The organism is Rhizobium moroccans, from assembly GCF_057559155.1.
Window position 1 is genome coordinate 1 of the sequence record NZ_JBHFJG010000051.1, and the last position, 23234, is coordinate 23234.

The window sequence follows — 23234 nt, forward strand, 5'->3', positions numbered from 1 at the left end:
GGCGACTTCAGCACGTTCAAGCTAGCATATTCGGTTAACTTCCAATTCAATCAAGGCGGCCCATTCAAGGCTGTCAAAAGCATTAGTCTCTCCGAATTGTTCCAGAAGTATGGAGACATACTCTGGGAGGTTGGAAGCCATCGAAACAATGTCGCAGCCTTCATCGCTGAACTGGACGACATTTTGCTCGGGGCAACGTTCACTACTTTTTCTCAAGAGATGGTGGACGGCCTGATCGGCGAACTGCGCAAACGGAGCAACAGCAACGCAACCATCAACCGAAAGATGGCAGCGTTAAGCAAGTTGCTGCGGAAAGCGTTCAAGATGGGCGACCTACATAGCCTACCCGAGTTCAAGCGGCAAAAGGAACGAGCGGGGCGGATCCGTTTCCTCGAAACAGACGAGGAAAAGCGCTTGTTCTCGGCCATTGCTTCAAAGGATGAGCACTATCATGCCCTGTGCGTGTTCCTTGTCGACACCGGGGCGCGCCTGGGCGAAGCAATAGGTCTGAGGTGGAATGACATCCATGAACGGCGGGTCACCTTCTGGATTACAAAATCGGGCAAAAGCAGAACGATCCCACTTACGCCCCGCGCGTTAGACGCAGTTACTGCTCAAAAAGGCCGTCCCGAAGGCCCTTTCGTTGCTATCGATCAGCAGCGATTCCGTTACATTTGGAATAGCGCAAAAGATCAGGTTGGCATGGGCATTGATCGAGATATCGTGCCACATGTTCTTCGCCACACCTGTGCTTCACGTCTGGTGCGGGGAGGAGTTGACATCAGGCGTGTACAAATGTGGCTTGGCCACCAAACATTGCAGATGACAATGCGCTATGCGCATTTGGCCTCGCACGACCTCGATGTTTGTGTGCCTATCCTCGAGCGAGCTTCAGGCTAAGAACGAGCCCTTCCTCCCGTCGATTTTGACTGATGGTCAGAATAGAATTCTGGCCATCAGTCAAAGAGAGGCGGCCTCCTCGTGGGCTTGTTTGCCGGCCCGCAACTTGTTCTGTGGACGAGAAAGCAATGCTGCTCCGGAGGGAGCATGGCCTCGAAGCGAATCGGTTTGCAACCAGGTGAGGTACACTGCCAAAGTCAACCGTCTGCATACGACTCAGTCTCGGTAGGTGATGGGCGACATCTGTACGCTCTTAATTGGATGTGGCGCGAGAACGGTGCCCTGCTCTCGACAATTCAGCGACTTTGCCAGCCAGTTGCCCGGCGGTGCCTGGCCTGCAAGCTGACGAAGTTGTCAATCGTTGACTTGGCTGTCATCACGGCGTTGTCGGGAATAGCACCTGCGCATGGCTTTTCCATAGGTGTACCGGCACAGACTGTCACCACACCAAAAAACGTTCATCTCGTTCAGGACCGGGACCCAAGCATACCTGAGCCAAGGAGAGTTGTGCGAGATAGGGAGGATAGAAGAGATCGGCGCGAGTGGCGACGGGACTGGCGCGGAGATAGGCGAGATCGCTATGGCTGGTATAATTACTCGCTTGCCGACACGTCATGTCGATTGGTGCTCTGCCCGATATCGTACCTACCGGGTTTCCGACAACACCTATGTGCCGCGAGCGGGGTGTCAGAGCCGAGTGCAGATTACCATATTATTGATACCTGATCGCGAACCAGAGACATGAACCCGTCGCGTTCAGGCGGGTTCATCGGTCGTAAGCAGGCACGACACTGGAAGTACGCCGAAACGACACCCGCGCGACAGCTTGCAATTTCAGCCATAACGGGCTCGATCAGCCTCCGTGTCAATTGACAGGAGGGCGGGCTTTTAGGGAAACAGTTCGCCTGTTCCGGCCAAACCCTTCAATAAGAGCCGCCGCCTGCATGGCTGCCTTGGTCTTGAGGAGGCACCGGCTTCCTATCCGCGGTGGCGCACCCGCTGAATGCGATGATAGCCAGCAACATAATGGAGTAGATGATCCATTTCATGGCACTTCTCCCGCGAAACAATTTGGGGAATGGAACTCGAGAGAGCTTACTGCTCTTTGGGGCCATTCGCCAGTTGATCCATTGCCGGATCAACGCCGGGGCACAATGCGGGTGCCACTCTCTGATCGATCCGCGCGCCCACTCCGCTCGCGTTCCATCCTGTGAAGCTCAGGAACGCTAATGCGTCCGCGGCTGCCGTGATCATGATCACGATCACCACGACTTCCATACCAATCTCGGTCAAACCGATCATAGGTGCGATAGCCGACGTATCGCCCTGATCCTCCGTCCCCAACGCAGCCGGCCAGGAATGAACAGACAATGCCAATCATAGTGGCCAAGGTGAAGGTTCTGATATTCATGATAGTCTTTCCTGGATTCTTGATGACGATCAACGATACCGATTTCTGAGAGTTCCGGATATGCGGAAAGATACAAAAGAAGCGAAGCGGTGGATCACCGTCCAGGTCGTCAACCGGAAGCTTGTGGCGGTTGGCGGATAGTAGCTGCCTCTCAACCGGCAATTCTGGGAGCTTCCCGCGGTCAAGCCAGTTCGGACGATGGATGGGATGTAATCACAATGACAAGAGAGAAATTTTCCGCATAATTCAAAGCTTTTTACGATCACTGTCCTATCACTCAGCCTTGCCACAGTAGCAGTAGCTCAAACCGCAGGCGGAAGCAGGGGTGAGGCTGGCTCCGGGCAGGGTGAGGCTGCCGGGGGCGGCGCATCAAACGGCTCCCAACGCACGGACGACAAAAGTAGCGCAAACAGGAATTGTGGCTACACATCAACGCATGGAACGGTGGGCAGCACCACAGGTTCCGTGCCACTCCCATCGCCGATACTTCTTGCTAACGTGATTGATGAGCATGGGATGCGGTTCTCATCCTCATTCCTCGTCAATGCCTAGGCCTTGAACTGGAACGTGCAGGGCATCATTCCACGGATTGCGATCCGGAGTGTTCGTATGCGCCAAGATGGGCAGACATTTCCCAACAACCGCCCGATCCGTTGGGGCGTTGGATTGGCGTTCAGGAGCTGGATCGAGTCCAGTCGACTCGGCTTTCCCTTTGCCTCCGTTAAGCAAGGAAACAATGATGAGACCGTCATCATTCATGCTGCGCGACAATGCGACCTCGACAGGAGCATTCCGATCGCTCGATTGATGAAACAGTAGCTCGCAGCCTTTTGGCTGCTAGCTACTTGTTTTTAGTTGGCTCAGATCAGAACGAACGCTGCAGACGGAGGAAGCCGTCCCAACGGTCGCCGTCGCCGAGATCGTCAAGATCGACGTCAGTGTAGTTGACGGTTGCCTTGAGATCCAGTCCTTCGGTGATCTCGTAGTCAGCGGTTACGCCAACGCGCCATGCGCTGCCGCCGTCATAGTTACCATCGGCATCGTACAGGATGTTATCCCAGTACTGGACGCCCGGAGCGATACTGAACTTTTCGTTGACCGCAATGGCGTATTCAGCGCCGATCGACCATTCAGAGAAGTCCCAGTAACGGCTGGCACCCGTCGAGTAAACGCCCATGATACCGAGAGTTCCCGGACCAAGACGCGCCGTAATCGTGGAGGCGATCACCGTCTCTTCATGGTCGAATTCATAGGCAGCGAAGAGGTTAGCGGATACGCCGCCGAACGTGCCGCCGATCAGGCCGTTAATGCCGAGTTCGTCATCGCTGTCGTCAGCATCGGTCTTCCAGCCGGCTTCCGAATTGAAAGCATCGGCCTGAAGGTAAGCCTGGAACGCCTCGTTCGCAAAGGTGTAGCGGATCGAATTGTTCAGGGTGTCCCCACCAATGTAGCCGGCACCGGCAATCGGACCTTCGTCGGAGAGGAAGGTTTCTCCGTCCAGACCAATGTCGAAGTAGTTGTAGAAATAGCCAACGCGCAGACCGCCGAGTTCGATATAGGTCTCGTTCAGGCTAAAGTCGTCGTCGTCGTGGTTTTCGCCACGCAGAGTAATGAGCGAAGTCAGGGTACCGAGTTCGGTGTCGGTCTTGGCCTGGAGTTCTAGCTGCGCGCGCGTACGGGTCCGATAGCCGCCATCCTGGAGTTCCACACCGTCGATGTCGAAGTCGCTGCGTCCTTCGACCTCCGCACGGACGTAACCGCCGATCTTGAGGCAGGTTTCGGAACCAGGGATGTAGAAGTAACCGGCGCCGAATGTGTCGCAGACGCGAACGTATTCCATCGGCTCGGGCTCAGCGGCCACGATCGCATCGGCAGCCTGAACGCTGGACAACGCCACAACCGCGCCGGCTGAGCCAAGAAGGAGGCTCTTTAGGTTCATTGGTAAACTCCTATTAAAATTGAGGATCATCTTAAAATGGTGATCACCCCGAATTTCGAGTTCCCCTCGGGGCCGAGGTCCGCGAACTCGTTGTTATCAGCTACGCACCAACAGGTGGTTTGTAAATCGACGATCAGCATGACCTGCCGTATTCAGGTCTGCTTTGAAGTTCACTGTGGGATAACGGACACACAATGCTTGCCAAGCAGGCAAATTAACTAATTTTTAGGCAATTAGCCTCCTGGATGAGCTTTCCTTTTCACGGGACGGTAAACCGATCGGCGATCTACAAATCCAGCTCTTTCAAATATATCCGAAACCAGTCTACGAATGCGCGAACTCCAGCATCCAGACCGGTCTGCGGCTTGCGCCCGGTCAGCGCAACTAGAAGATCGGGATCCGCGAAGGTGCCTGGAACATCCCCCTTCTGCATCGGCAACATCACCCGCTTCGCCGGGCGCTCCATAACCCGCTCGATCGTTTCGATGAAGTCGAGGAGGGCCACCGGCTGCCCACCACCAATGTTCATGATCCGAAAGGGTGCCTGATACGAAAGCGTATCGATTTCAGGCACCCGGTTTTCCTCGGAGGGGGCGATATGCGAAAGATCGATGATAGAATCCACCAGATCATCGATATAGGTGAAATCACGGCTCATCTTGCCTTCGCCGTAGATTTCAATCTCTCGATCCTCCAGCATGGCTTTCACAACCTTGAAGAGCGCCATGTCTGGCCGTCCCCATGGACCATAGACCGTAAAGAAGCGGAAAGCAGTTGTCGGTACCTTGTGCAGATGGGCATAGGAATGCCCCATCACTTCCATCGCCTTCTTGGTGGCTGCGTAGAAGGCCAGCGGCTCGTCGGCCTTATCGCTTTCGCTGAAGGGGATTTTCGGATTGGCTCCATAGACGGACGAAGTCGAGGCTAGCATCAGATGCCCGACACCGAGGTTGCGAGCGGCCTCCATGACGTTCCACGAGCCGACCAGGTTTGATTCAACATAGGCCTTGGGATTTTCCAGGCTGTAGCGCACACCAGCCTGCGCTGCCAGATGGATCAGGACGTCCGGTCGGGCATTGGCCACCGATTTTTCGAGTAGAGCCTTTTCCTCCAGCGTGCCGCGCGTTGATCGGAAAGCAGGAAACTGCAGAAGAGCAGCATTTCGAGCTTCCTTCAGGCGCAGATTGTAATAAGGCGTCATTCCATCAAAGCCGAAAACCTCATGGCCGCTTTCGAGTAACCGACGCGCGAGATGGAAGCCGATGAAGCCCGCGGTGCCGGTGATGAAGTACTTCATAGTGAACCCTAATTTGTGTGCTTGGAGCGTGCGGCTCACATGCCTCGTTTCAAAGAATTTAGCAATTCCCGGCCGACGCGTCTCTTTCGTCAGGCACGCCCTGCTGATGGCGTCGAAGGTAGCTCGGGAAAAAAGCACTTCGCAAAGCGAGTCTCTTCACAAGTGTGCCGCCTTGTTGCGCCGCCCCGTCGCCCTAAGCACCAGTGCCGATTTTGCATCGCTCATCCTAAAGGTCTCTTCCGTAACGATCGATCGCCGGAAGATGGTACTGCTATATCTTCCTCACAAGGCGGCACAATTCTGTGTGCCGGTCACAGTGAGGTGACTGTTGAGCAAGATGGTCCATGGCAGGCCTTATCGGGAAGGTTTAAGAAGCCGGGTACTGTTGCTGTGCGCACCTCATAGCGTCCTTGGCGATAGCTTGGTAGCCACGCAACGAAGTCGAACACCGCTTGAAAATTCACCGCCAGCTGGGCGAACATGCCACCTGTCGCGGAGGCCATGCGGCCCCTCGCGCCCCGGGCACATTGTTCGTGACGACGGCCAAGACCTCCAGTAAGGACACCGCCCACAACCAGACGATATTCTACGAGGCTTGGCGTCTGACAACCAACGCTATGACATCGACAATCTCCATACCGGTCGTGGCGCGTCCAAGCTCTGCTACCGCACGTGCCGCATAACGTTCGCGACGTGCTTGCCACCCATATCCTGAAGCAGATCGGTGGTGTATCGACCCAAGCAGGAAGCGCAATAAATCTACCAAGCGAGCCGCGGCAACCTGACTGCTTTGATCGAAACCGTTTATCCGGCTCGGTTCGATGAGCGAACATGCTCGTGCCATTCAAAAAAGCGAAAACGCACGGCGATCAGGAATATCCTACGTCATCAAACGTTCATAATCGGACACGGGAGATCTGAGCCGACTTGTTCACCTCCCCTCGATCTGAAACTGCCCTCTGATGATGGCGTATCCAAGGAGGCCAAGTGGTGGCGCACCTCATGTCCTTGCCCATAGCAAATCCGCAGAAAGACAAGACGACGACTGCCGCATCCGAGACCGTCGTATCCGTGCAATATCTCAAGCAGGTGGTTGCGGCACTGCTGGTTGGTTTTGCTGCTGTGCTGATCTTCTTGGCGATCGACGATCTAACTATGCAGATGCGGGCGACACTCTTCATTTTCTTCGCTGCGGTCATTGCCTGGTCGGTCCTCGATCTACCGGAGACACCGGTCGCGTTGGCGGGTGCCGTCGCGCTTGCCGTGGTCGGAGCCGTACCGGAAGAACTGGTCTATCGGTCGCTGGGCAATGACATCATCTGGTTGCTTCTGTCGGCCTTCGTGATTGCCGGTGTCTTGCGGCATGTGGGCCTGATCGAACAGGTGACTGACAGAGTGATGCCGAAGATACACAGCATCCGCTCGATGTTCTGGGTACTAACGCTGCTCATCTTCGCCACCGCCTTCGTCATTCCCTCCACATCCGCGCGCGCCGCAGTCCTGATGTCGGTTTATCTTGGCCTTTCCGCCGCAATCAACAATACGCGGATTTCCCGCGCACTCGGCCTGCTGTTTCCCACTGTCATTCTTCTCTCCGCCGGCGCATCGCTGATCGGCGCCGGCGCGCATCTCGTTGCCGCAGGTTTCCTGTCCCGCCTCACCGATAGTCAACCGGACTTCATCGGCTGGCTGGTTCTCGCCGGTCCGTTTTCCCTGGTAACCTGCCTGATTGCCTGCGCCATCCTGCTCCACGTGTTCCTGACCAAGGAGGAACGCGACATGGCGCTGGGCGGCAACGCTACGCTAAAACGTCCCGCAGCCCTTTCGCGCGAACAAATCGCGGCAACTGCCGTGGTCTGCGTTACCGTGCTGATGTTTTCCACCCAATCCCTGCATGGCATCGGCATGGCACTGGTCGGCGTCGTCGCGGCGCTCGTACTGTGTATGCCTAATGTTTCCGGAATGACGCTGAAGGCCGCTTTGAAAACCGTCGAATGGAACCTCCTGCTTTTCATGGCGGGCACTCTGGTGATCGGCGAGGCGCTGATCGAAACGGGCACGGCCCAGATGCTGGCCGATCGGTTGGTGAGCGTTTTCCGTCAGAGTATGATTACCGCGCCCACCGTCATCATCTCGTTTGCCGTGATCATCGCCACCTTTTCCCATCTGGTGATTACCTCGCGCACGGCGCGGGCGACGGTACTCATTCCCGCCTTCGCGCTGCCGCTCTCGGCCCTCAGTGCCGATCCGGCCGTTCTCGTGATGGTCGTGACACTGGCTAGCGGTTTTTGCCAGATGACCATGGTATCGGCAAAACCGGTCGTGCTGTTCGGTGGCATGGAACCTGCGGTTTTTACCCAGACCGATCTGCGCAAGCTCGGTTACATCCTCGTCCCGCCTTTCGTATTCCTGCTCATTGTGGTGGCAACCGTACTGTGGCCAATGCAGGGCCTTCCTGTCAAAAAATAAGCAAAAATAACGGCCTACAGGACTTCAAGAGCCGCTCCACGCGGCTCTTTTTATTTAGCCGAGTAAATTTCTAGAATCTTGGAATAAGCATCGAGCCGTCACGTTTCCCTCATGTCACATACATGTCATGAAAGGATAGCTCCCATGCCCTTCCGCGTCGTTGTTGCCCCTTCCGGTTTCAAGGAAAGCCTCTCCGCCGAACAGGCCGCCGACTGCATCGAAAAAGGCGTTCTGCGCGCGTTTCCCGGATCCATCCTCACCAAGGTGCCTATGGCCGATGGCGGCGAAGGATTTACCCGGGCGCTGGTGGGCGCCACCCATGGCACAATCCATCCGGTCACCGTCACCGGGCCGGTTGGACAGCCGGTGCAGGCGTTTGTCGGCTTTCTCGGCGGCTGCACCGAGGCGACGGCGGTCATCGAGATGGCGTCTGCCGCTGGTCTCAGCCTCGTTCCGCGCGATCGTCGCAACCCTTGCCTGACCACAAGTTATGGTGTCGGTGAACTGGTGCGTGCCGCGCTTGACCTCGGCGCCGAGCGGATATTGCTCGGCTGCGGTGACAGCGGCATCAACGATGGCGGCGCCGGGATGGCGCAGGCGCTGGGTGTCCGCTTGCTCGACGCTGACGGCAACGAACTCGACCGCGGCGGTGCGGCACTGACGCAGTTGAACCGCATAGACATCAGCGCCCGCGACCCGCGCCTCGCACATATCCGCATTGATGCAGCCGTCAACTGGCACAACCAGCTTCTCGGCGAGCGTGGCGTCGCGCGCGTTTTCGGTCCGCAGAAAGGCGCAACACCGCAGCAGGTCGAGCAATTGGCCGCGGCCATGGAAATCTACGCGGTCTGCATCGAAAACACCACCGGCCTCGATGTCGGCTCGGCCCCCGGCGCCGGTGCATCAGGCGGTCTGGGGGCAGCCGTTCTCGGCCTCCTTTGCGGCAGCCTTCATCCGCGCTACGAGATCGTCATGCAATATCTGGAGATCGATGATTATATTCGCGACGCCGATCTCGTGATTACGGCGGAAGGCAGCCTTGACGGCCAGACACCATTCGGAAAAGTTCCGGCCGAAATCGCGCGCCGGGCCAAGAAGGCAGGCGTCCCTGTGGTTGCGCTTGCGGGTACGATCGGCAAGGGCGTAAGGCTCAATCTCGATTGCGGCATTGATGCCTTCGCATCGATCCTGACGCGGCCATGCTCGCTCGAAGACGCGATCTCCTCGGCTCCCAAACTGCTAGCTCGCGCTGCGGAAGATGCGGTCAGGATGATCATGATCGGCACTACGTTACGGCTGTCGATGGCCAAGGCCGGATAAGTTCGATACAAACGCGCTCACACGGGCGACCATCTTGAAGATGATGGCCTGGAGGGCAGGATCTTGCTGGGATCGCTCAGCCTGGTTGAGTATCGTCAGAGCCTCGGCCTGAACTTATGAAGCAGTCCAACTTTCTATCCGCACCCCTCAACAACCTAACCCAATGAATACACTAAGAGGCATCCGTCTTTCTTCCGCAGGTCTAGCGAAAGAAGCTTCGAAAACGGTCACTATCGGAGATGACTGTCTTTGCGGGAAAAGGCGCCTCGTTGGAGCCGAACGGCATCTGCGCGCGTAATCTCCACGTCTCCGGTATGTCCCAATGCCTTTTGATCTTTGCGTCAACCAGCGGGTTATAATGCTGGAGACTGGCTCCAATTCCCACGCCAGCAAGCGCGATCCAGACCGAAAGTTGCGCCATACCAGAGGCTTGCTCGGACCAATCTGGAAAGTGATCAGCGTACAAAGGCCACTGATCTTGTAAGATCCTGACCACATTTCGGTCCTCGAAGAAAAGAACAGCACCTGCTCCAGCAGCGAAGCTATCGATTTTTCTGAAGGAGTGCATCTTCGCTTCTCCTTCAACGACATGACTCAACTCCGACTTCACGATGTTCCAGAGTTTTTGATTTTCATCGCGGTGCAGGATCACAATCCGCGAACTTTGCGAATTGAAGGCTGAGGGTGACAGGCGAACCGCCTCGCGAATAAGTGCATCAATCTCTTCGTCAGAGAACGCGATGTTTTTGCCGAGAAAATACTGTGTCCGACGTTTTGCAAGAAGTTGCACCGTCACACTGCGGCTATCCGGATTATCGGTTGGAAGGACCAATTTAATCTCCTGGCTTTTTGGTTGAATCAATCATGCGGCTTGGATCGTCGGAGCAATAGGCCGCTATGGCGAAACCCATTGTTGCGGAAAAAAGAACGATGCCAGCGCCCCTCGCCGCGTTGATGCGATCCGGAGGGGTTAGGTCGATGCGGCAGAGCTCGCCACTGATCTGCAGCAGTGATACCGCTCGGCTCCAAGGGCGACGGTGGGCCGCGATTTTTACCCGGCATTGCAACTTACTTGGTTCGTTTATTCAGCTCGGCCATAGGGTTGCTGTAGTACGTTAGTGCGAGCGCCTAGCGGATTGGGAACTTGACAATAATCCGCACCCCGTGTTGCAGTAGTCGCATTTACTGGAATATGGAGTTGCTAATGGCGGAACCTGAGTCTGTTGAGATCTTGGACTTGATCTCCTTCATTCGGGTCGTCGAAACCGGGAGTATCGCGGGTGCGGCTAGCCGTTTGGGGATCGCTAAATCGATCGTCAGTCGCCGCGTCAGTCGCTTGGAAAATTTTCTAGGTGCAACGCTCCTCACACGTTCCCAAAAGGGAACAGCCCTCACAGATGTTGGCCGTGAGTATCATGTACGAGCAGCTTCTGGGTTGGCCGAATTAGAGTCCGCGCAGGAGATGGTTGTAAGATCGACTACCGAAGCATCTGGCCAGGTTAGAGTTTCCGTTCCCGTAGCTTTCGGAGAGTTCTGTCTCGCTCCGCTGCTGGCCGAGTTCGCCCTCCTCCACCCACGGATCCATTTCGATGTCCGCTTTGAAGACCGTCAGCCGGATCTTGTCGCCGAGGCGTATGACTTGGCGATAAGGATCGGAAGCATCCCTGATTCCGTGCTGATTACCAGAAAACTTGCAAAGGTCCGTTGGGCTGTTGTCGCCAGTCCCTCCTATCTAGAAGCCAGTGGGCGCCCCTCAAAGCCCGCTGAACTGGCTGCGCATAACGCCATACTCTACACCTTAGATACGGTCAGCTGGCGTTTTCATGGTCCGGATGGGTGGGAACATGTCCGTGTGAACTCACAATTTCGCACAGACAATGGTCAAATGATGCTAGCCGCCGCGCGCGGCGGACTTGGTATCGTGGTACTGCCGATCTTCATGGTTCAAGGTTCCCTGGACACGGGAGAACTTGAGATCGTCGTGCCCGGTTATCAGCACGAAGGTGCTGATCTCCACATTTTGATGCCACCGGCGCGCGCCGGAATAGCTCGAGTGCGTGCACTTGTGAACTTTTTGTATGAGAAATTCGAACGTGAGATCTGATGGAATTGCCGCCTTACGAGTTCGATAACTCGTGGTTTTCCTCGCATTGGCGCTACGACCTGACGCAAACTCACCAGGAGAATACTGTCATTTTCTACGGCGTTCTCCCCGTAAAATTAGCTAGGGATTATTTCCACTAAGACCGCGATGCGCTCCCGAGGGTCGCGATAGGCGGGAAAGCGGCCGAAGAGTTCCTTACTTTCTGTAGCTGGGTAACGCCCTTCGTGTCGAGTGCGCGTGCGGCAGAATAGTGCAAGAGCTGGAAAAGAAAATTCTCCGCAAAACGACGCTTTCAGTGTTCCGGTGTTGCCAGAATCTGAACTCAACGTTCCGGATAGCCATACTTTCAAATGGCTAAGATGCGTTCAATATCGTTTTCAGCCAAGCGAGAACGCTTCGCTCCAACTGAACAAGGAACCAAAATGTTCAACTCAAAAACACTATTCGCCGCCGCCGCTGCCCTTCTGGCATTTTCTGCGTCCGGCGCCGCAATCGCTGAAGGCGACTACTACCAGGGATTCGCTGGCCAGCAAGTAACTTTCAGTGACCCGTTGCAGACCAGCAGCAATAGCGACCACAACGTAAATCGTAGCGACTTTCTCTTGCTGACATCGGGCCAGACAGTCGACAGCGGCGATTACTACCACGGCGTAAGCCGCCCGATCTAGAGCATTTCCAGCCGAAGCGGGATCGCTACGGCGTCGGATAACGCAGGGAAAACAGGAATCTAGAGCAATTCCGGTGAGCCGGGTTTCGCCGGAATTGCTCTAGACAAGCAGATCATTCACAACCCCGGCATTCCGCGCGCAGGTAGCAACTTGGCACGAAAGCCATAGCTTCAAGGAATCGATCAGATGACCAAGTCTCTCAATTTCATTGCCGCTCTCGCAGCCTTCTTCGCATATGCGGGCACCGCGATCGCGGATGGCGAATACTACGCAGGTGCTTCCAGGCACGCGGATAACCACATTGACCGCATGCCGACGAACAGCGTGGGCGACCGCGGTTACGTCCTTCGGCAAGACACGCAACCCAATGCAGATAGCGGTGATCATTACGAGGGAGTGGAGCGTCCGCGATAACCACCAAGGAAAAGCGAAGGCCAGCGGCTCTGCAGCTGGCCTTCGCTGATTCTGAGCGCTTGATGTAGGCGCCCATCCCAAGAGGCGCCGAATTCGGCGATGGTCTGATCCCCTAAACTGGACCTTCTAACTGGAATTTCTCGCTGTATTTCCCGGCTGGGAAAGGGAGCGGAAGCATGAAGGCATCGAAGTTCTCAGACGCTCACAAAGCGCAATTTTGAAGCAGGGTGATAACGGTGCCGGAAACGGCGCACGTCACCTGCTCCTCCGAAATCGTCTAAGCAGCAATCGGTCCTATCCCGGGGGTTTGCACAGGAGTTGATAAACCTGATGGTCTGCCAGCAGCGACTGCGCGATTGCTCGATGCAATTTCGTTCGCGGATTAGGCTTCGCCCATGGCCAATAAATTTGCGGAACATGCTGATCGCGAAGGCGTCTTCGGCTATAGGCCGCGCGTTGGAGCGCCAGGACTGGTGATCGAGGACGGGTGGCGACCCACACGCTAACCTCGGAAGCTATGGCCTCAGGAACAATCGCGAAGCTTGCGGATAGACTGAAGCCGCGCGGTCGTATGGCGCAATGGAGACATCTTCACCATCGCACAAACCTGAGGCCGTGATGCCAGGAGTTGAAACGACGAGGCTCGCGATCCCATCGTTGACCTTCGAAGGCCAGGGCCTACCATGAGACCGCAAGATCAGATGATCTTAACCGTAGGACGGAGCGCACTCGACAACGTTTTGCCGATGTCTTTCAAGTGCCTGTGCCAACGAGGCGGGCGATCGAAACTCTCGCCAAATCGGCGAAATCCTGCTCGACCTGCGACAGTTGATCGGTGATGCTGACACGCGCTTCCACCGCAGATGATATGCGGTCGCGCAAGGTCGGGTCGGCTTTACTCGCATGTTCAATCAGCGCATGTATGGCCGTATCCGTTGCAAATTTCTGGGCGCTTTGCAGGAGGGCGGATTTGTCGCGCGTCTCCCTTTCGAGCTCCGCATGGCTCTCCGTCTTTCGGCGCCTCGACCGAATTCCTTGTTCTTTTTCCCAATAGCGGGCTGTACCGCGCCCCACATAGAGTATGTCCCAGGCGCGCTCTGGATCACCACCCTTGGCCGTATCCGCATCAGCACCACACAGGTGTAAAAATAGCCGACGCGTGGCGACGTCCGCGAAGTAAGTTTGGGCGGTGGTGCGCGGTCCAAGTGACCGAAATGCAGCCTCCGATTCCTTTGCCGCCTGGGTGATAGCTGCATGTATCGCATCCATCATAGTTCTTTCCGCCTGCTTCACCGCGTCGACCTTGTCCTGCAAATTACTATCCTTTCGAAAGGTGCTGCATCCAACTCGAGGAGATGCCAACCGGTTTGATCGGATATCTCCATTGGTCAGCCAGACTGGATTGGTAACATTAAGTGGGAATTACGTCGCAAGACCGCATGCAAATTTCCGTTTAACCTCCAGTAATCCCGGCCGCGAGGAACATCTTTAGACCAACTGGCTCCTTTTATCGCAGCAAACCAGGCTTAAGAGCGATGTGCTTATACTCGATAAAGTCCTCGATGGCGGCAACGCCGTTCAGCCTCCCGAGACCGGATTGCTTGAAGCCACCCTCCTCCGTCCCGTCGTACACTTTGGCCCAGTCGTTGACGAACACGCTTCCCACTTCAAGCGCCTGTGCGACCCGTAACGAGCGATCCAGGTCCCGCGTCCAGACCGAGGCGGACAGGCCATAGTCGTTATCGTTTGCCAGCACGACGGCTTCCCGCTCATCTGAGAACCGCTGGATTGTTATGACGGGACCGAATGTTTCCTGCTGCACGATCGGCAGGCTGTTGTCGAATACCTCCAGCATCGAAGGGCGGAAAAAAGCACCTTTCGCCAAAGGGCCTTCTGGCACGGGACCGCCTCGAACGACCACAGTTGCACCCTTCGACAGCGCATCTTTCACTACGTTGTCGACACGGGCGACGTTCTCCTTGTCAATGAGTGGCCCCATATCGCTCGCTGGGTCCGATGCCGGCCCGACTTTGACAGCACGCAGCCTTTCGGCGAGGCCGTCGCGCACCAGTTCATAGATTGAACTCTGCACCAGTAGCCGTGAGCCGGTCATGCAGAACTGACCAGCAAAGATGGTGAGAGCCTTTTCGAGAACAGGCAGCATGGCTTCAATGTCGGCATCGTCAAACACGATCATTGGGGTCTTGCCGCCGAGTTCGAGCCCGAACCGCTTCATTCTCTTCGCACCGATAGCCCCGATGGTTCGCCCGGTCTGTGTGCTTCCAGTGAAGCTGATCGTCGGCACATCGGGACTTTCAACCAGAAGCGCAGCGCCGTCCGCACCGCTCTCGACGAACATGTTCACGACGCCTTCCGGCAGGTCTGTCGCTTCCGCGAGGACCTCGGTTAGAACACTGGCGATCTGCGCCGTCTGACCGGGCATCTTGATGACGACCGTGCAGCCGGCGGCGAGCGCTGGAGCGAATGAACGAACCGACAATATGACGGGAGAATTCCAAGGGACGATGATCCCCGCCACTCCCATCGGCTGGCGCAGAATCACGGAGAGGCTGCCGGGCCTGGGCGATGTCGCTCGCCCTGCCTCCGTACGCGCCATAGCAGCCCAGTATCGAAGCTTGCTCGGACTACCGTCGATCTCCAGCGCCGCCTCGCCGAGCAGTTTGCCGTTTTCAAGCGAGAGGATGTCGATCAGGCGTTCGCGATTTCGCTCGATTGCCGATGCCATCTGATCGAGCACCCTTGCCCGAAGCTCAGCATCGTCGCGCCAAGCGGTTCCGCGGAATGCGCGTTTTGCGGCTTCGATGGCAGAGTGCGCGGCCGCTCCGCCATCGTCCGGATAATCTCCGATCGTCTCATATGTCGCCGGATCGATGGAGCGGCCGCGTTTGGAAGACGAGACAAAGGTGCCGTCGATCCAGTTGCTTGCGGAAAACGTCGTCATTGACTTGCCTTTCTGATGTTGCAAGGGCGCGCGAGATCCGGCCCGCGCTCACCGGCGGCCTCCGGACACAACGGGGTAATGCCCACTCGATTTCGAGGTGTGCCGGAGGACGATCCCGGCTCAGGTCAGGAACGGTGGGGGATTTTCGCCCCTCAGGCGGTAGTTCGGCCGCGGCCTTTCCAGGCGGATCGACTCCAGCACGGTATAGGCGTGGTATTTCGTCTGGGTCGTCACGCCCGCAAGCCGCTCGGACCAGAGCTGGCCATTGCTACTCTTCTTTTCCAGGACATATTTCGTGGCAAAATTGGCCATCGAATTGATCCAGTTCTCGGTCCCGGAAAACACCTGGTCCCAGCCGGCGCCCTCCAGGATGCTGACGAGCGCATCCGACCGGCTGAAGCGATCCACGGCTGCCTGTGCTCCGTCGAGGACGTCCTGGAAATACTCGATTGAAGCTGCGACCGTTTCCGGCGTCCCGTATTTCATGTGATGGCCGGCCACGAGGAAATCGAAGTCATATTCCATCAGTTGCTTCTGGGCTTCGTACCAGCCGGTAATATTCTGCGATGCGTCGCAATGCATGAAGGTGGCGCTGCCGGGACTGACGATGTCGATGACGGTCAGCACCTTTTGCGCTGGCGCATAGATAAAGATGTTGCCGGGGCAGTGGTTCTCGCCCTTGTAGGACAGTTCGAGCGTCACCCCGCCGACGACAAGCAGATGATCCTTGTCGAATGTCGCGCTCGGTACTGGTCGGTTTGGATCAGGAAACCGCTCGAGCAGTTCCCTGGTGATTTCGTGTGCGACGATCTCGACATTCGGTCCGAAAACAGAGGCGGCGCCGATGTGATCGGTGTGCCAGTGGCTGTAGATCAAATGCGTTACCGGTTTGTCCGTGACGTCTTCGATCGCGGCCAGCATGTTTTCACCGATCGTCGGCGGTGCGTCGATGGCGACGACACCGTCGCTGGTCACGACGAAGGCTGCATCGTAGCCTCCACTGGTGACCCAGTAGAAACCGCCACGAAGCTCCTCGACATGGTAGCCGAGCCGCTGGAAGCGTTCGGAAGAGAAATACTCAGGATAGTACCCCGGCGGATCTGCGGGGTGTTCCCCGGCCTCCGGAAAGCCGTAATGGTCGATCCCGAAAAAGTTCGGCTCGTCGGTCGCTCTGATCAGCTTCTGGTGTCGGTCGCACATGTGATCAATCCTCCATGATGATTTCATATCGAAAGAAAGTGGGTGGCTAAGCTGCTTGCGGGGGAAAGCGTAGGACGGCCTTGATCGCGCGCCCTGCCGCGACATCGTCAAATGCCTTATTGATGTCGGCGAAGTCGTAGAAGGTGAGCAGCCTATCGAACGGGAAACGGCCGCTTCGGTAAAGACCGACCAGTTCCGGAATCATCAGGCCGGAAATGGCATCGCCCTGGATAATCCCGATGAGGCTTTGCCCTACCGTGAGCCGGGAGGCATCGACGACCGCGCCCGAATGGTCATTGAAGGCGACGAAACCGAACTGCCCCATCGGAGCAAGAGCGCCGATGCCGGCGTCGAGGTTCTCCTTCCGACCGCTCGTGTCGAGAACGTATTCGACGCCGCGAGGCGCGATATCCTTGATCGCCGAGGCAACATCGGCTTGCTCACGTGGGTTGACGCAATGCGTCGCGCCGAGCTCGGAAGCGAGCTTCAGCCGTTCGGTATTGACATCAATGGCGATAATGACGGCCGCATCGGCGACCTTGGCAGCCATGATCGCCGCCAGCCCCACTGCCCCTACCCCGAAAATGGCGATAGAGGCGCCTACCGGCACTTTGAGCGCCTTCAAGACCGAGCCGGCACCGGTCTGGAAGCCGCAACCGAGCGGTCCAAGCAATTCGAGCTGAACATCGTCGGACACCTTGATGGTGTTGCGCTGGTGGGCAAGAGCATAAGTCGAGAACGAGGATTGGCCGAAGAAATGGGCATGGAGCCTGTTCCCGTCGGGCGCTGCAACGCCGATCGTTCCATCGAGCCTGGCGCCGGCAAAATTCGTTTCCCAGACGTGGTCGCAATAGGCCGCATGGGAAGACATGCAGGGCTTGCAATGGCCGCAGGAGTGATAGGAAAGAATGACATGATCGCCGGGCTTGAGATGCGATACGGTCGATCCGACGTGTTCAACGATGCCGGCGCCTTCATGGCCCAAGATCGCCGGCAGCGGAGTTGGCATGAGCTGTTGCCTGACATGCGCATCGGTCGCGCAAATACCCGTAGCAACCATGCGAATGAGCACTTCGTCGGGGCGCGGTGCCTCAAGCTTCACTTCACGAAGAATGAAGGGGCCGTTTTTTTCTTCCAGTACGGCTGCGGTGGCTGATTGGGTCATCTTTTCCTCCATGGGCTGATTTCGGATACTGGGACGAGTGATCCCGCGCACGGACCGGCGGCGATCCGTGTTCGGATAGGCTTGATCCGATCCGCTTGAGTTTTGGACGAGCGGTGGTGAAGCGGCTGGTTTTCTCAGACCGTTTGCGGGCCTGTTGCTCGCGAACATATCCATGCTGTCGAACGGCTAAAGACAGCAATGGCGGAACGTCGGGTTGCTGATAGCGAAACCCTTTGTGGATTCATGGCAGCTGGACAGTCAGATCAGACAGGCCGCATCTCGCCGGCATTCGGGAATTTGCCTTGGCGGTATGCGGCATAGTAGCCGGCAAGCTCCTCTTTGGAGCCTGCGATAAATGGGCCTTGTGCCACGACATGGATGTTTTGCGGTTGGCCTGCATACAAAAGCACGCGCGCGCCGTTCTCGCCCGCTTTCAGCCTCATTGCGCTTTCACCGTCAGTTGCCAGCGGATTGGTCCAACCGACCTTATCCGTAGTGAGAGCCGTCGCTCCGGCGCCTGCCTCGATTTCACCCGCGATGACCACGACGAAGCCATTATATGATGACGGCAGAACCTGCTCAAACTCGGCGCCTGGCTCAAGCCGAATTTCGACCAAGGTTACAGGCACGGCATTCTTCGTCGACGCGATGATCTCTGCCGAACAGCCACTGTAAACGGTCGTCTCGAAGCCGTCGCCGCGGTGTACCGGCATTTCATCCCGTCTCAGGATCTGCACCCTTGGCGCCATGTTGCGGTCCCGCTCGGGGAGAACCAGCCATAGCTGAAACAGACGCATCCCTGTTGAAACCTGGGTATCTTCCGAATGTACGATGCCGCTTCCGGCAGTCATCCACTCCACGTCGCCCTGGGCCAGACGTCCACCGGCATCTGCCATCGTGCCGTCAAGCATGAACGTGACAGTCTCCAGGCCGGCATGAGGGTGGGCCTCGCCGAATTGCCCCTCTCCGGTCACATGGTCGTCCGCCATTAAGAAGAACGGATCGGTCGAGGAAAAATCTCCCGGCGCGATGACGAGGGCTGCTTTGTGCCGCTCGCCGGCGAAACCGGGCCCGAGAGGCGGTGTGGTCGTAGTCCTGTTGATGGACCTTTGAAGCATTTTTGCTGCACTCGTGAAGTTGAGAGGTGAAACCTGTCCGCTCTGTCAACGGATGTGTAGTGATTTTGAACGAGGCACCGCTCGCAACAAGTCACGATCCCCCGAACCCTATGTTGCCAAACCAGCAACGCCTCAGGCCACCTGAATTGCGTTACGCTGCTGCGGATTGATGCTGACAAACCAACAACGAGAGCACGATGATGAGACTAACGCAGCGTGTTCGCAGCTTTTTCCGTGAGGAAGCATGGGACTTTCCCGAGCATGAAAGACCAGTGGCAGCGGGGTCGCCGGCGACGCCAGAGCATGTCCTGACGCTGCGGATCGCCTATGCCCTAGTCGCAATTCTGGTCGGCCTGACAGGCGGACTGGGCAACGCACTGGTCATGGTCAATATCGCGGAGCTCCAAACGGGCTTGGCGTTGAGCTCCGTTCAGGCGGCCTGGCTGCCGACGGCCTATGCCATGACCAATATTTCTGCCAATCTGCTGCTGATCAAGTTCCGCCAGCAGTATGGTCTGCGTGTATTCACGCTGGTTGCCCTCGGCCTGTATGCTCTCCTCTCCCTTACCTATCTGTTGACCGCAGATCACTGGCTCACACTCGCCATCAGGGCTGCAAGCGGCTTTGTTGCGGCGGCGTTAACGCCGCTGTCTTTGTTCTACGCGATGCAGGCCCTTCCGGGCCGTTGGCGCGTCAGGGGGCTGATACTTGGCCTTGGTATCTCGCAATGCGCGTTCCCGCTTGCAACCGTCATCTCGCCATGGCTGTCTGCCGGATCGCATTGGCAGTCGATATTTCTGCTAGAAGCCGGTCTCGCATTTCTCTCTTTCGCCGCCGTCGGGGCGTTCCGGCTGCCACCCGCCGAGCGAGAGCGGGTCTTCGAACCTATGGATTTCCTCACCTTCCTGCTTTTGGGTGGTAGCCTCGCTCTGATTGCAGCAGTGTTGGGGCTCGGACGATTGGAGGGATGGATCGAGACGCCTTGGATCATTTGGTTTCTGTCGCTCGCGCTTCCGATGATCATCAGCGCGCTGATACTCGAGAACGGCCGGACCGCACCTCTCCTCAACCTGCGCTGGCTCGGGAGCGGTGATATCGTCCGCTTTGCTTTTGCAATTCTCATGGCCAGGATCGTCCTTGCCGAACAGAATGTTGCAACCAAGTTCCTGACGGCGCTAGGAGGCAGCGACGAACACATCAGAGCACTTTCGATCGTCAACTTTGTCAGCGCTGTTGCCGGCGTGATCGCGAGCGCAATCACGGTGAATGTCGAAAAACTGGTGATGCCCATGATGCTGGCGGTCACCGCAATAGCTGCCGCGACACTTGCCGACAGCTCCGCCACGAGTCTTGAGCATCTGCCCTGGTTTTATTTGTCCCAAGCGGTGATCTCATTCGCGGCCATGTTCTTTCTCGGGCCGGCACTGGTGTTAGGCATCACGAGCGCGCTGCAGAAAGGCGGCCGAGAACTCTTGAGTTTTATCGTCCTGTTTGGGGCGATCAATTCGATTGGCGCCCTCACCGGCCAGGCCTTGTTCGTAGCCTATATCGACGGCATCGCGACTGTTTCGCGAGATTGGGTCCTTGCCCATCAGAACGCCTTGCGCTTGGCAGCGGTGTTGGCTTTCTTCACCGCGGCCTATCTGGCTGTGCTCCTCGCAATTCGTATCCGCCATAAGCTGGCGGAAATCCGCCGGGAAAAACAGGTGTCCACTAGCGGTGCTGCCCCTTTCAATCAGGTTGGTCCGCCTAAGCGGCAGTCAGGAATGCCTTGGCACCCGCCGACCCTTTCGTTTCAGGCACGCGTGGTCTTGAGCGCTGTCGCGACAACCGGGGCAATACTTCTTTTGGTCGCAGTGTGGCCGCAGGGGCGCTAGGCGATATCCATGGCGTGGATGTCCGCCCATACCGTTTATCGATTTCGTCGCAGTGCCGGGGTCGACTAGATCTTGCTCAGGACGCAGGTAGCGTCCCGTAACGTGATTTGGAGCATTGCAGATGTCGGATAAGAAATTTCGTGTGGGTATTATTGGAGCAGACACTCACGCAAGCTGGGCAGGCGCATCGCATGTACCAGCTCTGGCGTCACAAGCTCACCTGACGCTGGCGGCAGTCGCGACCCGACGCGAGGAAAGCGCCAAGGCGGCGGCCGAAGCATTCGGCGCAGAACTGTGGTTTGCCGATCCCTACGCGATGATCAGCGACGAAACCATTGACGTCATCACGGTCGCCGTGAAGGTGCCGGCGCACAAGGATCTTGTGATGGCGGCCTTGCAGGCGGGTAAAGCCGTCTATTGCGAAGCGCCTCTGGGCGCAACGCTGACGGAAACTAACGAGATGGCGGCAGCAGTCGGGTCTTTACATACCGCGATCGGCCTGCAAGGCCGGCATAATCCCGCCGTCCGGCGTGCGGCGGAACTGGTCGCGTCAGGAAAGCTCGGTCGCCTGATGTCAGCGCGTGTCGGCGCAACCACGTTCGGCTACGGTCCGCAATCTCCGAGCATGTACGACTATTTCAACAAGGCCGCTTCTGGCGCCAGCTTCATGACGATTACGGCAGGCCACGTGCTGGACGTCATCGAGGCTGTGCTCGGCAACATTGTGGAGGTCGATGCGCGCACGGAACTGCTCTGGCCGGAGATCGAGATCGTCGATACAGGCGAGACTTCACAGCGAGAGATTCCGGATCATCTCGATCTGATCGCCAAGACGGCAAGCGGTGCGCCTGTATCCGTGCAGATTCTGGCCGGTGTACCTGCTGATGAGGCGAGTTTTGTATTCGAGATCCGTGGTTCGCAGGGCTGGCTGAAGCTGACCGGCAATCATCTGGCAGGCGTACAGGTCGGAGACATTTTACTTTCATCGAGCCTGGAATTCGCTGCGCCCGATAGGCCGGTCGCGAACGGTGTCGGCCCAACAGCGGCCGATTTCTGGGCAGGAGCCGCTATCAATGTCGGGGAGGTCTATGCGTCCCTGGGGCGCGATCTGACGAATGGTACATACACCACTCCCGGTTTCGACCATGCCCGCCATAACAGCCGTTTGATCGCGGCCGTCGAGCTTGCGGCAAGAACTGGCGAACGGCAGCACATCGTGTAAGGCGCCGCAGAAAGGCTCGGCATTCGCAACGAATGTCGAGCCGGCCGTGAGCGCAATCAGTGTGGAAACGCGCGCAACAAAGCGAGCGCCGGCAATCTCGGAGATACCAGAAAGAAGGACGACATCATGCAAATGCGCAAGCTGGGTGAAAGCGGGTTGTTCGTGTCGGAATTGTGTTTCGGCGCCATGACATTCGGCGGAACTGACGGATTATGGGGAAAGGTGGGAAGACTTGGACAGGGGGATGCCGATGCACTGGTCAAGGCCGCTCTCGACGCCGGCATAAACCTGTTCGATACGGCAAACGTCTATGCGCACGGACGCAGCGAAGAAATACTGGGACGCTCGCTGAAGAACCTTGGTGTGTCGCGCCGGGATGTCGTGATCGCCACCAAAGTCGCCTCCGCCATGGGTGACGGACCAAACCATCGCGGCGCTTCGCGGGGGCATGTAATTTCCGAATGTCGGGCAAGCCTCGGCCGGCTGGGTCTGGACCACATCGATCTATACCAGATCCACGCATTCGATTCCGCGACACCGATCGAGGAAACGCTGGAGGCGCTCGATACACTCGTGCGGGCCGGGGACGTCCGTTATATCGGCCTTTCGAACTGGGCCGCGTGGCAGATCATGAAGGCGATCGGGATAACACGCGCCAGAGCCCTCGCACCTATCACGTCACTGCAGGCATATTATACGCTTGTCGGGCGCGATCTGGAGCGCGAGATCGGCCCGCTGCTCTCATCGGAACGTGTTGGCCTCATGGTCTGGAGCCCGCTTGCCGGCGGCTATCTCACCGGAAAGTATTCTTCCGGTGGCAACGCAGCAGGCGGTCGACAGACGGAACTGGATTTTCCACCCATCGATCGCATCCGGGGAGAGCCGCTGATCGCGGTCCTTAAAGCTGTCGCGGAGAAACACGGCTCCAGCCCGGCACAAATCGCGATCGCCTGGTTGCTGAAGCAAAGCGTCGTCTCGACCGTCATCATCGGCGCCAAGCGCGTCGAGCAATTGCAGGAAAACATTCGGGCCGCATCGATTGACCTGGACGATGACGACATGGCGAAGCTCGATGCGGTCAGCCGTCTTCCCGTCGAGTATCCTGGCTGGTTGCTGAACGCCGAAAACGGACACTCGCGCTGACATAGAGAATATGCTTGAGATCGAT

At 57.3% G+C, this 23234-nt stretch carries 20 protein-coding genes and 1 pseudogene; 11 read left to right on the forward strand and 10 right to left on the reverse strand.

Features of this window, described 5'->3' with window-relative positions; all coding sequences use genetic code 11:
* Together ACE04I_RS24640 and ACE04I_RS24645 are read left to right on the forward strand one after the other, a co-directional pair.
* On the forward strand, nucleotides 1-900 hold a 900-nt coding region (locus ACE04I_RS24640), incomplete at its 5' end, for a tyrosine-type recombinase/integrase (RefSeq protein ID WP_487207224.1).
* Nucleotides 901-1480: 580 nt separating this feature from the next.
* Nucleotides 1481-1645, forward strand: coding sequence for a BA14K family protein (locus tag ACE04I_RS24645; RefSeq protein WP_137326851.1), 165 nt, complete (start codon nucleotides 1481-1483; stop codon nucleotides 1643-1645).
* A gap of 178 nt (nucleotides 1646-1823) precedes the next feature.
* On the opposite strand, the gene ACE04I_RS24650 is transcribed toward ACE04I_RS24645, so the two are convergent.
* From ACE04I_RS24650 to ACE04I_RS24665, 4 genes are all read right to left on the reverse strand, one after another.
* Nucleotides 1824-1949, reverse strand: coding sequence for a hypothetical protein (locus tag ACE04I_RS24650; RefSeq protein WP_280950066.1), 126 nt, complete (start codon nucleotides 1947-1949; stop codon nucleotides 1824-1826).
* 46 nt (nucleotides 1950-1995) lie between these two features.
* Nucleotides 1996-2202 carry a hypothetical protein gene (locus ACE04I_RS24655; protein ID WP_046795635.1) on the reverse strand — a complete coding sequence of 69 codons (207 nt, stop codon included), beginning with the start codon at nucleotides 2200-2202 and terminating at the stop codon, nucleotides 1996-1998.
* A 974-nt stretch (nucleotides 2203-3176) separates the two neighbouring features.
* Nucleotides 3177-4250, reverse strand: a complete 1074-nt coding sequence (locus ACE04I_RS24660; protein ID WP_137326850.1) for a porin — start codon at nucleotides 4248-4250, stop codon at nucleotides 3177-3179.
* Between the two features lie 286 nt (nucleotides 4251-4536).
* Entirely contained in the window at nucleotides 4537-5547 is a 1011-nt protein-coding gene (locus ACE04I_RS24665) for an NAD-dependent epimerase/dehydratase family protein (RefSeq protein ID WP_487207670.1), read from the reverse strand.
* 518 nt (nucleotides 5548-6065) lie between these two features.
* Between ACE04I_RS24665 and ACE04I_RS24670 the strand changes: the two are divergent.
* The 3 genes and pseudogenes from ACE04I_RS24670 to ACE04I_RS24680 form a co-directional block, all read left to right on the forward strand.
* Nucleotides 6066-6303 (forward strand): annotated as a pseudogene (locus ACE04I_RS24670) (hypothetical protein); the annotation flags it as partial.
* A 246-nt stretch (nucleotides 6304-6549) separates the two neighbouring features.
* Entirely contained in the window at nucleotides 6550-8016 is a 1467-nt protein-coding gene (locus ACE04I_RS24675; RefSeq protein ID WP_487207671.1) for an SLC13 family permease, read from the forward strand.
* Between the two features lie 144 nt (nucleotides 8017-8160).
* A complete protein-coding gene (locus ACE04I_RS24680; RefSeq protein WP_046795630.1) occupies nucleotides 8161-9336 on the forward strand; it encodes a glycerate kinase family protein in 1176 nt (391 codons plus the stop codon).
* 202 nt (nucleotides 9337-9538) lie between these two features.
* Here the strand turns inward: ACE04I_RS24680 and ACE04I_RS24685 are convergent, their stop codons facing one another.
* Nucleotides 9539-10132 (reverse strand): nitroreductase family protein, encoded by a 594-nt coding sequence (locus ACE04I_RS24685; RefSeq protein ID WP_046795652.1) that lies wholly within the window; start codon nucleotides 10130-10132, stop codon nucleotides 9539-9541.
* 408 nt (nucleotides 10133-10540) lie between these two features.
* Here ACE04I_RS24685 and ACE04I_RS24690 point away from each other — a divergent pair, with 408 nt between their 5' ends.
* The 3 genes from ACE04I_RS24690 (at nucleotide 10541) to ACE04I_RS24700 (ending at nucleotide 12522) form a co-directional block, all read left to right on the forward strand.
* On the forward strand, nucleotides 10541-11440 hold the full coding sequence (locus ACE04I_RS24690; RefSeq protein WP_046795629.1) for a LysR family transcriptional regulator: 900 nt from the start codon (nucleotides 10541-10543) through the stop codon (nucleotides 11438-11440).
* Nucleotides 11441-11790: 350 nt separating this feature from the next.
* Complete coding sequence (locus ACE04I_RS24695) at nucleotides 11791-12108, forward strand: hypothetical protein (protein WP_137326849.1); 318 nt, start codon at nucleotides 11791-11793, stop codon at nucleotides 12106-12108.
* A gap of 186 nt (nucleotides 12109-12294) precedes the next feature.
* A complete protein-coding gene (locus tag ACE04I_RS24700; RefSeq protein ID WP_046795627.1) occupies nucleotides 12295-12522 on the forward strand; it encodes a hypothetical protein in 228 nt (75 codons plus the stop codon).
* Between the two features lie 753 nt (nucleotides 12523-13275).
* Here the strand turns inward: ACE04I_RS24700 and ACE04I_RS24705 are convergent.
* The 5 genes from ACE04I_RS24705 to ACE04I_RS24725 form a co-directional block, all read right to left on the reverse strand.
* Nucleotides 13276-13836, reverse strand: coding sequence for a hypothetical protein (locus tag ACE04I_RS24705; protein ID WP_046795626.1), 561 nt, complete (start codon nucleotides 13834-13836; stop codon nucleotides 13276-13278).
* A 193-nt stretch (nucleotides 13837-14029) separates the two neighbouring features.
* A complete protein-coding gene (locus tag ACE04I_RS24710; protein ID WP_487207672.1) occupies nucleotides 14030-15484 on the reverse strand; it encodes an aldehyde dehydrogenase family protein in 1455 nt (484 codons plus the stop codon).
* Nucleotides 15485-15604: 120 nt separating this feature from the next.
* Nucleotides 15605-16684, reverse strand: coding sequence for an MBL fold metallo-hydrolase (locus ACE04I_RS24715; protein WP_487207673.1), 1080 nt, complete (start codon nucleotides 16682-16684; stop codon nucleotides 15605-15607).
* Nucleotides 16685-16730: 46 nt separating this feature from the next.
* Nucleotides 16731-17849, reverse strand: a complete 1119-nt coding sequence (locus tag ACE04I_RS24720; protein WP_046795650.1) for an NAD(P)-dependent alcohol dehydrogenase — start codon at nucleotides 17847-17849, stop codon at nucleotides 16731-16733.
* 263 nt (nucleotides 17850-18112) lie between these two features.
* A complete protein-coding gene (locus ACE04I_RS24725) occupies nucleotides 18113-18967 on the reverse strand; it encodes a pirin family protein (RefSeq protein ID WP_487207674.1) in 855 nt (284 codons plus the stop codon).
* A gap of 197 nt (nucleotides 18968-19164) precedes the next feature.
* On the opposite strand from ACE04I_RS24725, the gene ACE04I_RS24730 reads away from it, so the two are divergent.
* The 3 genes from ACE04I_RS24730 to ACE04I_RS24740 all read left to right on the forward strand — a co-directional run bounded on the left by ACE04I_RS24730 (nucleotide 19165) and on the right by ACE04I_RS24740 (nucleotide 23209).
* On the forward strand, nucleotides 19165-20844 hold the full coding sequence (locus ACE04I_RS24730) for an MFS transporter (RefSeq protein WP_052760453.1): 1680 nt from the start codon (nucleotides 19165-19167) through the stop codon (nucleotides 20842-20844).
* A 121-nt stretch (nucleotides 20845-20965) separates the two neighbouring features.
* Nucleotides 20966-22066: a Gfo/Idh/MocA family protein gene (locus ACE04I_RS24735; RefSeq protein ID WP_046795623.1), complete on the forward strand. Its 1101-nt coding sequence runs from the start codon at nucleotides 20966-20968 to the stop codon at nucleotides 22064-22066.
* 126 nt (nucleotides 22067-22192) lie between these two features.
* Nucleotides 22193-23209, forward strand: coding sequence for an aldo/keto reductase (locus ACE04I_RS24740; RefSeq protein ID WP_487207675.1), 1017 nt, complete (start codon nucleotides 22193-22195; stop codon nucleotides 23207-23209).
* Nucleotides 23210-23234 lie beyond the last annotated feature (25 nt).

Excerpts from the sequence above, each read along its gene's own strand:
- ACE04I_RS24645 (WP_137326851.1), top strand. The coding sequence starts at position 1,481 with ATGGCTGGTATAATTACTCGCTTGCCGACACGTCATGTCGATTGGTGC.
- ACE04I_RS24650 (WP_280950066.1), bottom strand. The coding sequence starts at position 1,949 with ATGAAATGGATCATCTACTCCATTATGTTGCTGGCTATCATCGCATTC.
- ACE04I_RS24655 (WP_046795635.1), bottom strand. The coding sequence starts at position 2,202 with ATGATCGGTTTGACCGAGATTGGTATGGAAGTCGTGGTGATCGTGATC.
- ACE04I_RS24660 (WP_137326850.1), bottom strand. The coding sequence starts at position 4,250 with ATGAACCTAAAGAGCCTCCTTCTTGGCTCAGCCGGCGCGGTTGTGGCG.
- ACE04I_RS24665 (WP_487207670.1), bottom strand. The coding sequence starts at position 5,547 with ATGAAGTACTTCATCACCGGCACCGCGGGCTTCATCGGCTTCCATCTC.
- ACE04I_RS24675 (WP_487207671.1), top strand. The coding sequence starts at position 6,550 with ATGTCCTTGCCCATAGCAAATCCGCAGAAAGACAAGACGACGACTGCC.
- ACE04I_RS24680 (WP_046795630.1), top strand. The coding sequence starts at position 8,161 with ATGCCCTTCCGCGTCGTTGTTGCCCCTTCCGGTTTCAAGGAAAGCCTC.
- ACE04I_RS24690 (WP_046795629.1), top strand. The coding sequence starts at position 10,541 with ATGGCGGAACCTGAGTCTGTTGAGATCTTGGACTTGATCTCCTTCATT.
- ACE04I_RS24695 (WP_137326849.1), top strand. The coding sequence starts at position 11,791 with ATGGCTAAGATGCGTTCAATATCGTTTTCAGCCAAGCGAGAACGCTTC.
- ACE04I_RS24700 (WP_046795627.1), top strand. The coding sequence starts at position 12,295 with ATGACCAAGTCTCTCAATTTCATTGCCGCTCTCGCAGCCTTCTTCGCA.
- ACE04I_RS24710 (WP_487207672.1), bottom strand. The coding sequence starts at position 15,484 with ATGACGACGTTTTCCGCAAGCAACTGGATCGACGGCACCTTTGTCTCG.
- ACE04I_RS24715 (WP_487207673.1), bottom strand. The coding sequence starts at position 16,684 with ATGTGCGACCGACACCAGAAGCTGATCAGAGCGACCGACGAGCCGAAC.
- ACE04I_RS24720 (WP_046795650.1), bottom strand. The coding sequence starts at position 17,849 with ATGACCCAATCAGCCACCGCAGCCGTACTGGAAGAAAAAAACGGCCCC.
- ACE04I_RS24725 (WP_487207674.1), bottom strand. The coding sequence starts at position 18,967 with ATGCTTCAAAGGTCCATCAACAGGACTACGACCACACCGCCTCTCGGG.
- ACE04I_RS24730 (WP_052760453.1), top strand. The coding sequence starts at position 19,165 with ATGATGAGACTAACGCAGCGTGTTCGCAGCTTTTTCCGTGAGGAAGCA.
- ACE04I_RS24735 (WP_046795623.1), top strand. The coding sequence starts at position 20,966 with ATGTCGGATAAGAAATTTCGTGTGGGTATTATTGGAGCAGACACTCAC.
- ACE04I_RS24740 (WP_487207675.1), top strand. The coding sequence starts at position 22,193 with ATGCAAATGCGCAAGCTGGGTGAAAGCGGGTTGTTCGTGTCGGAATTG.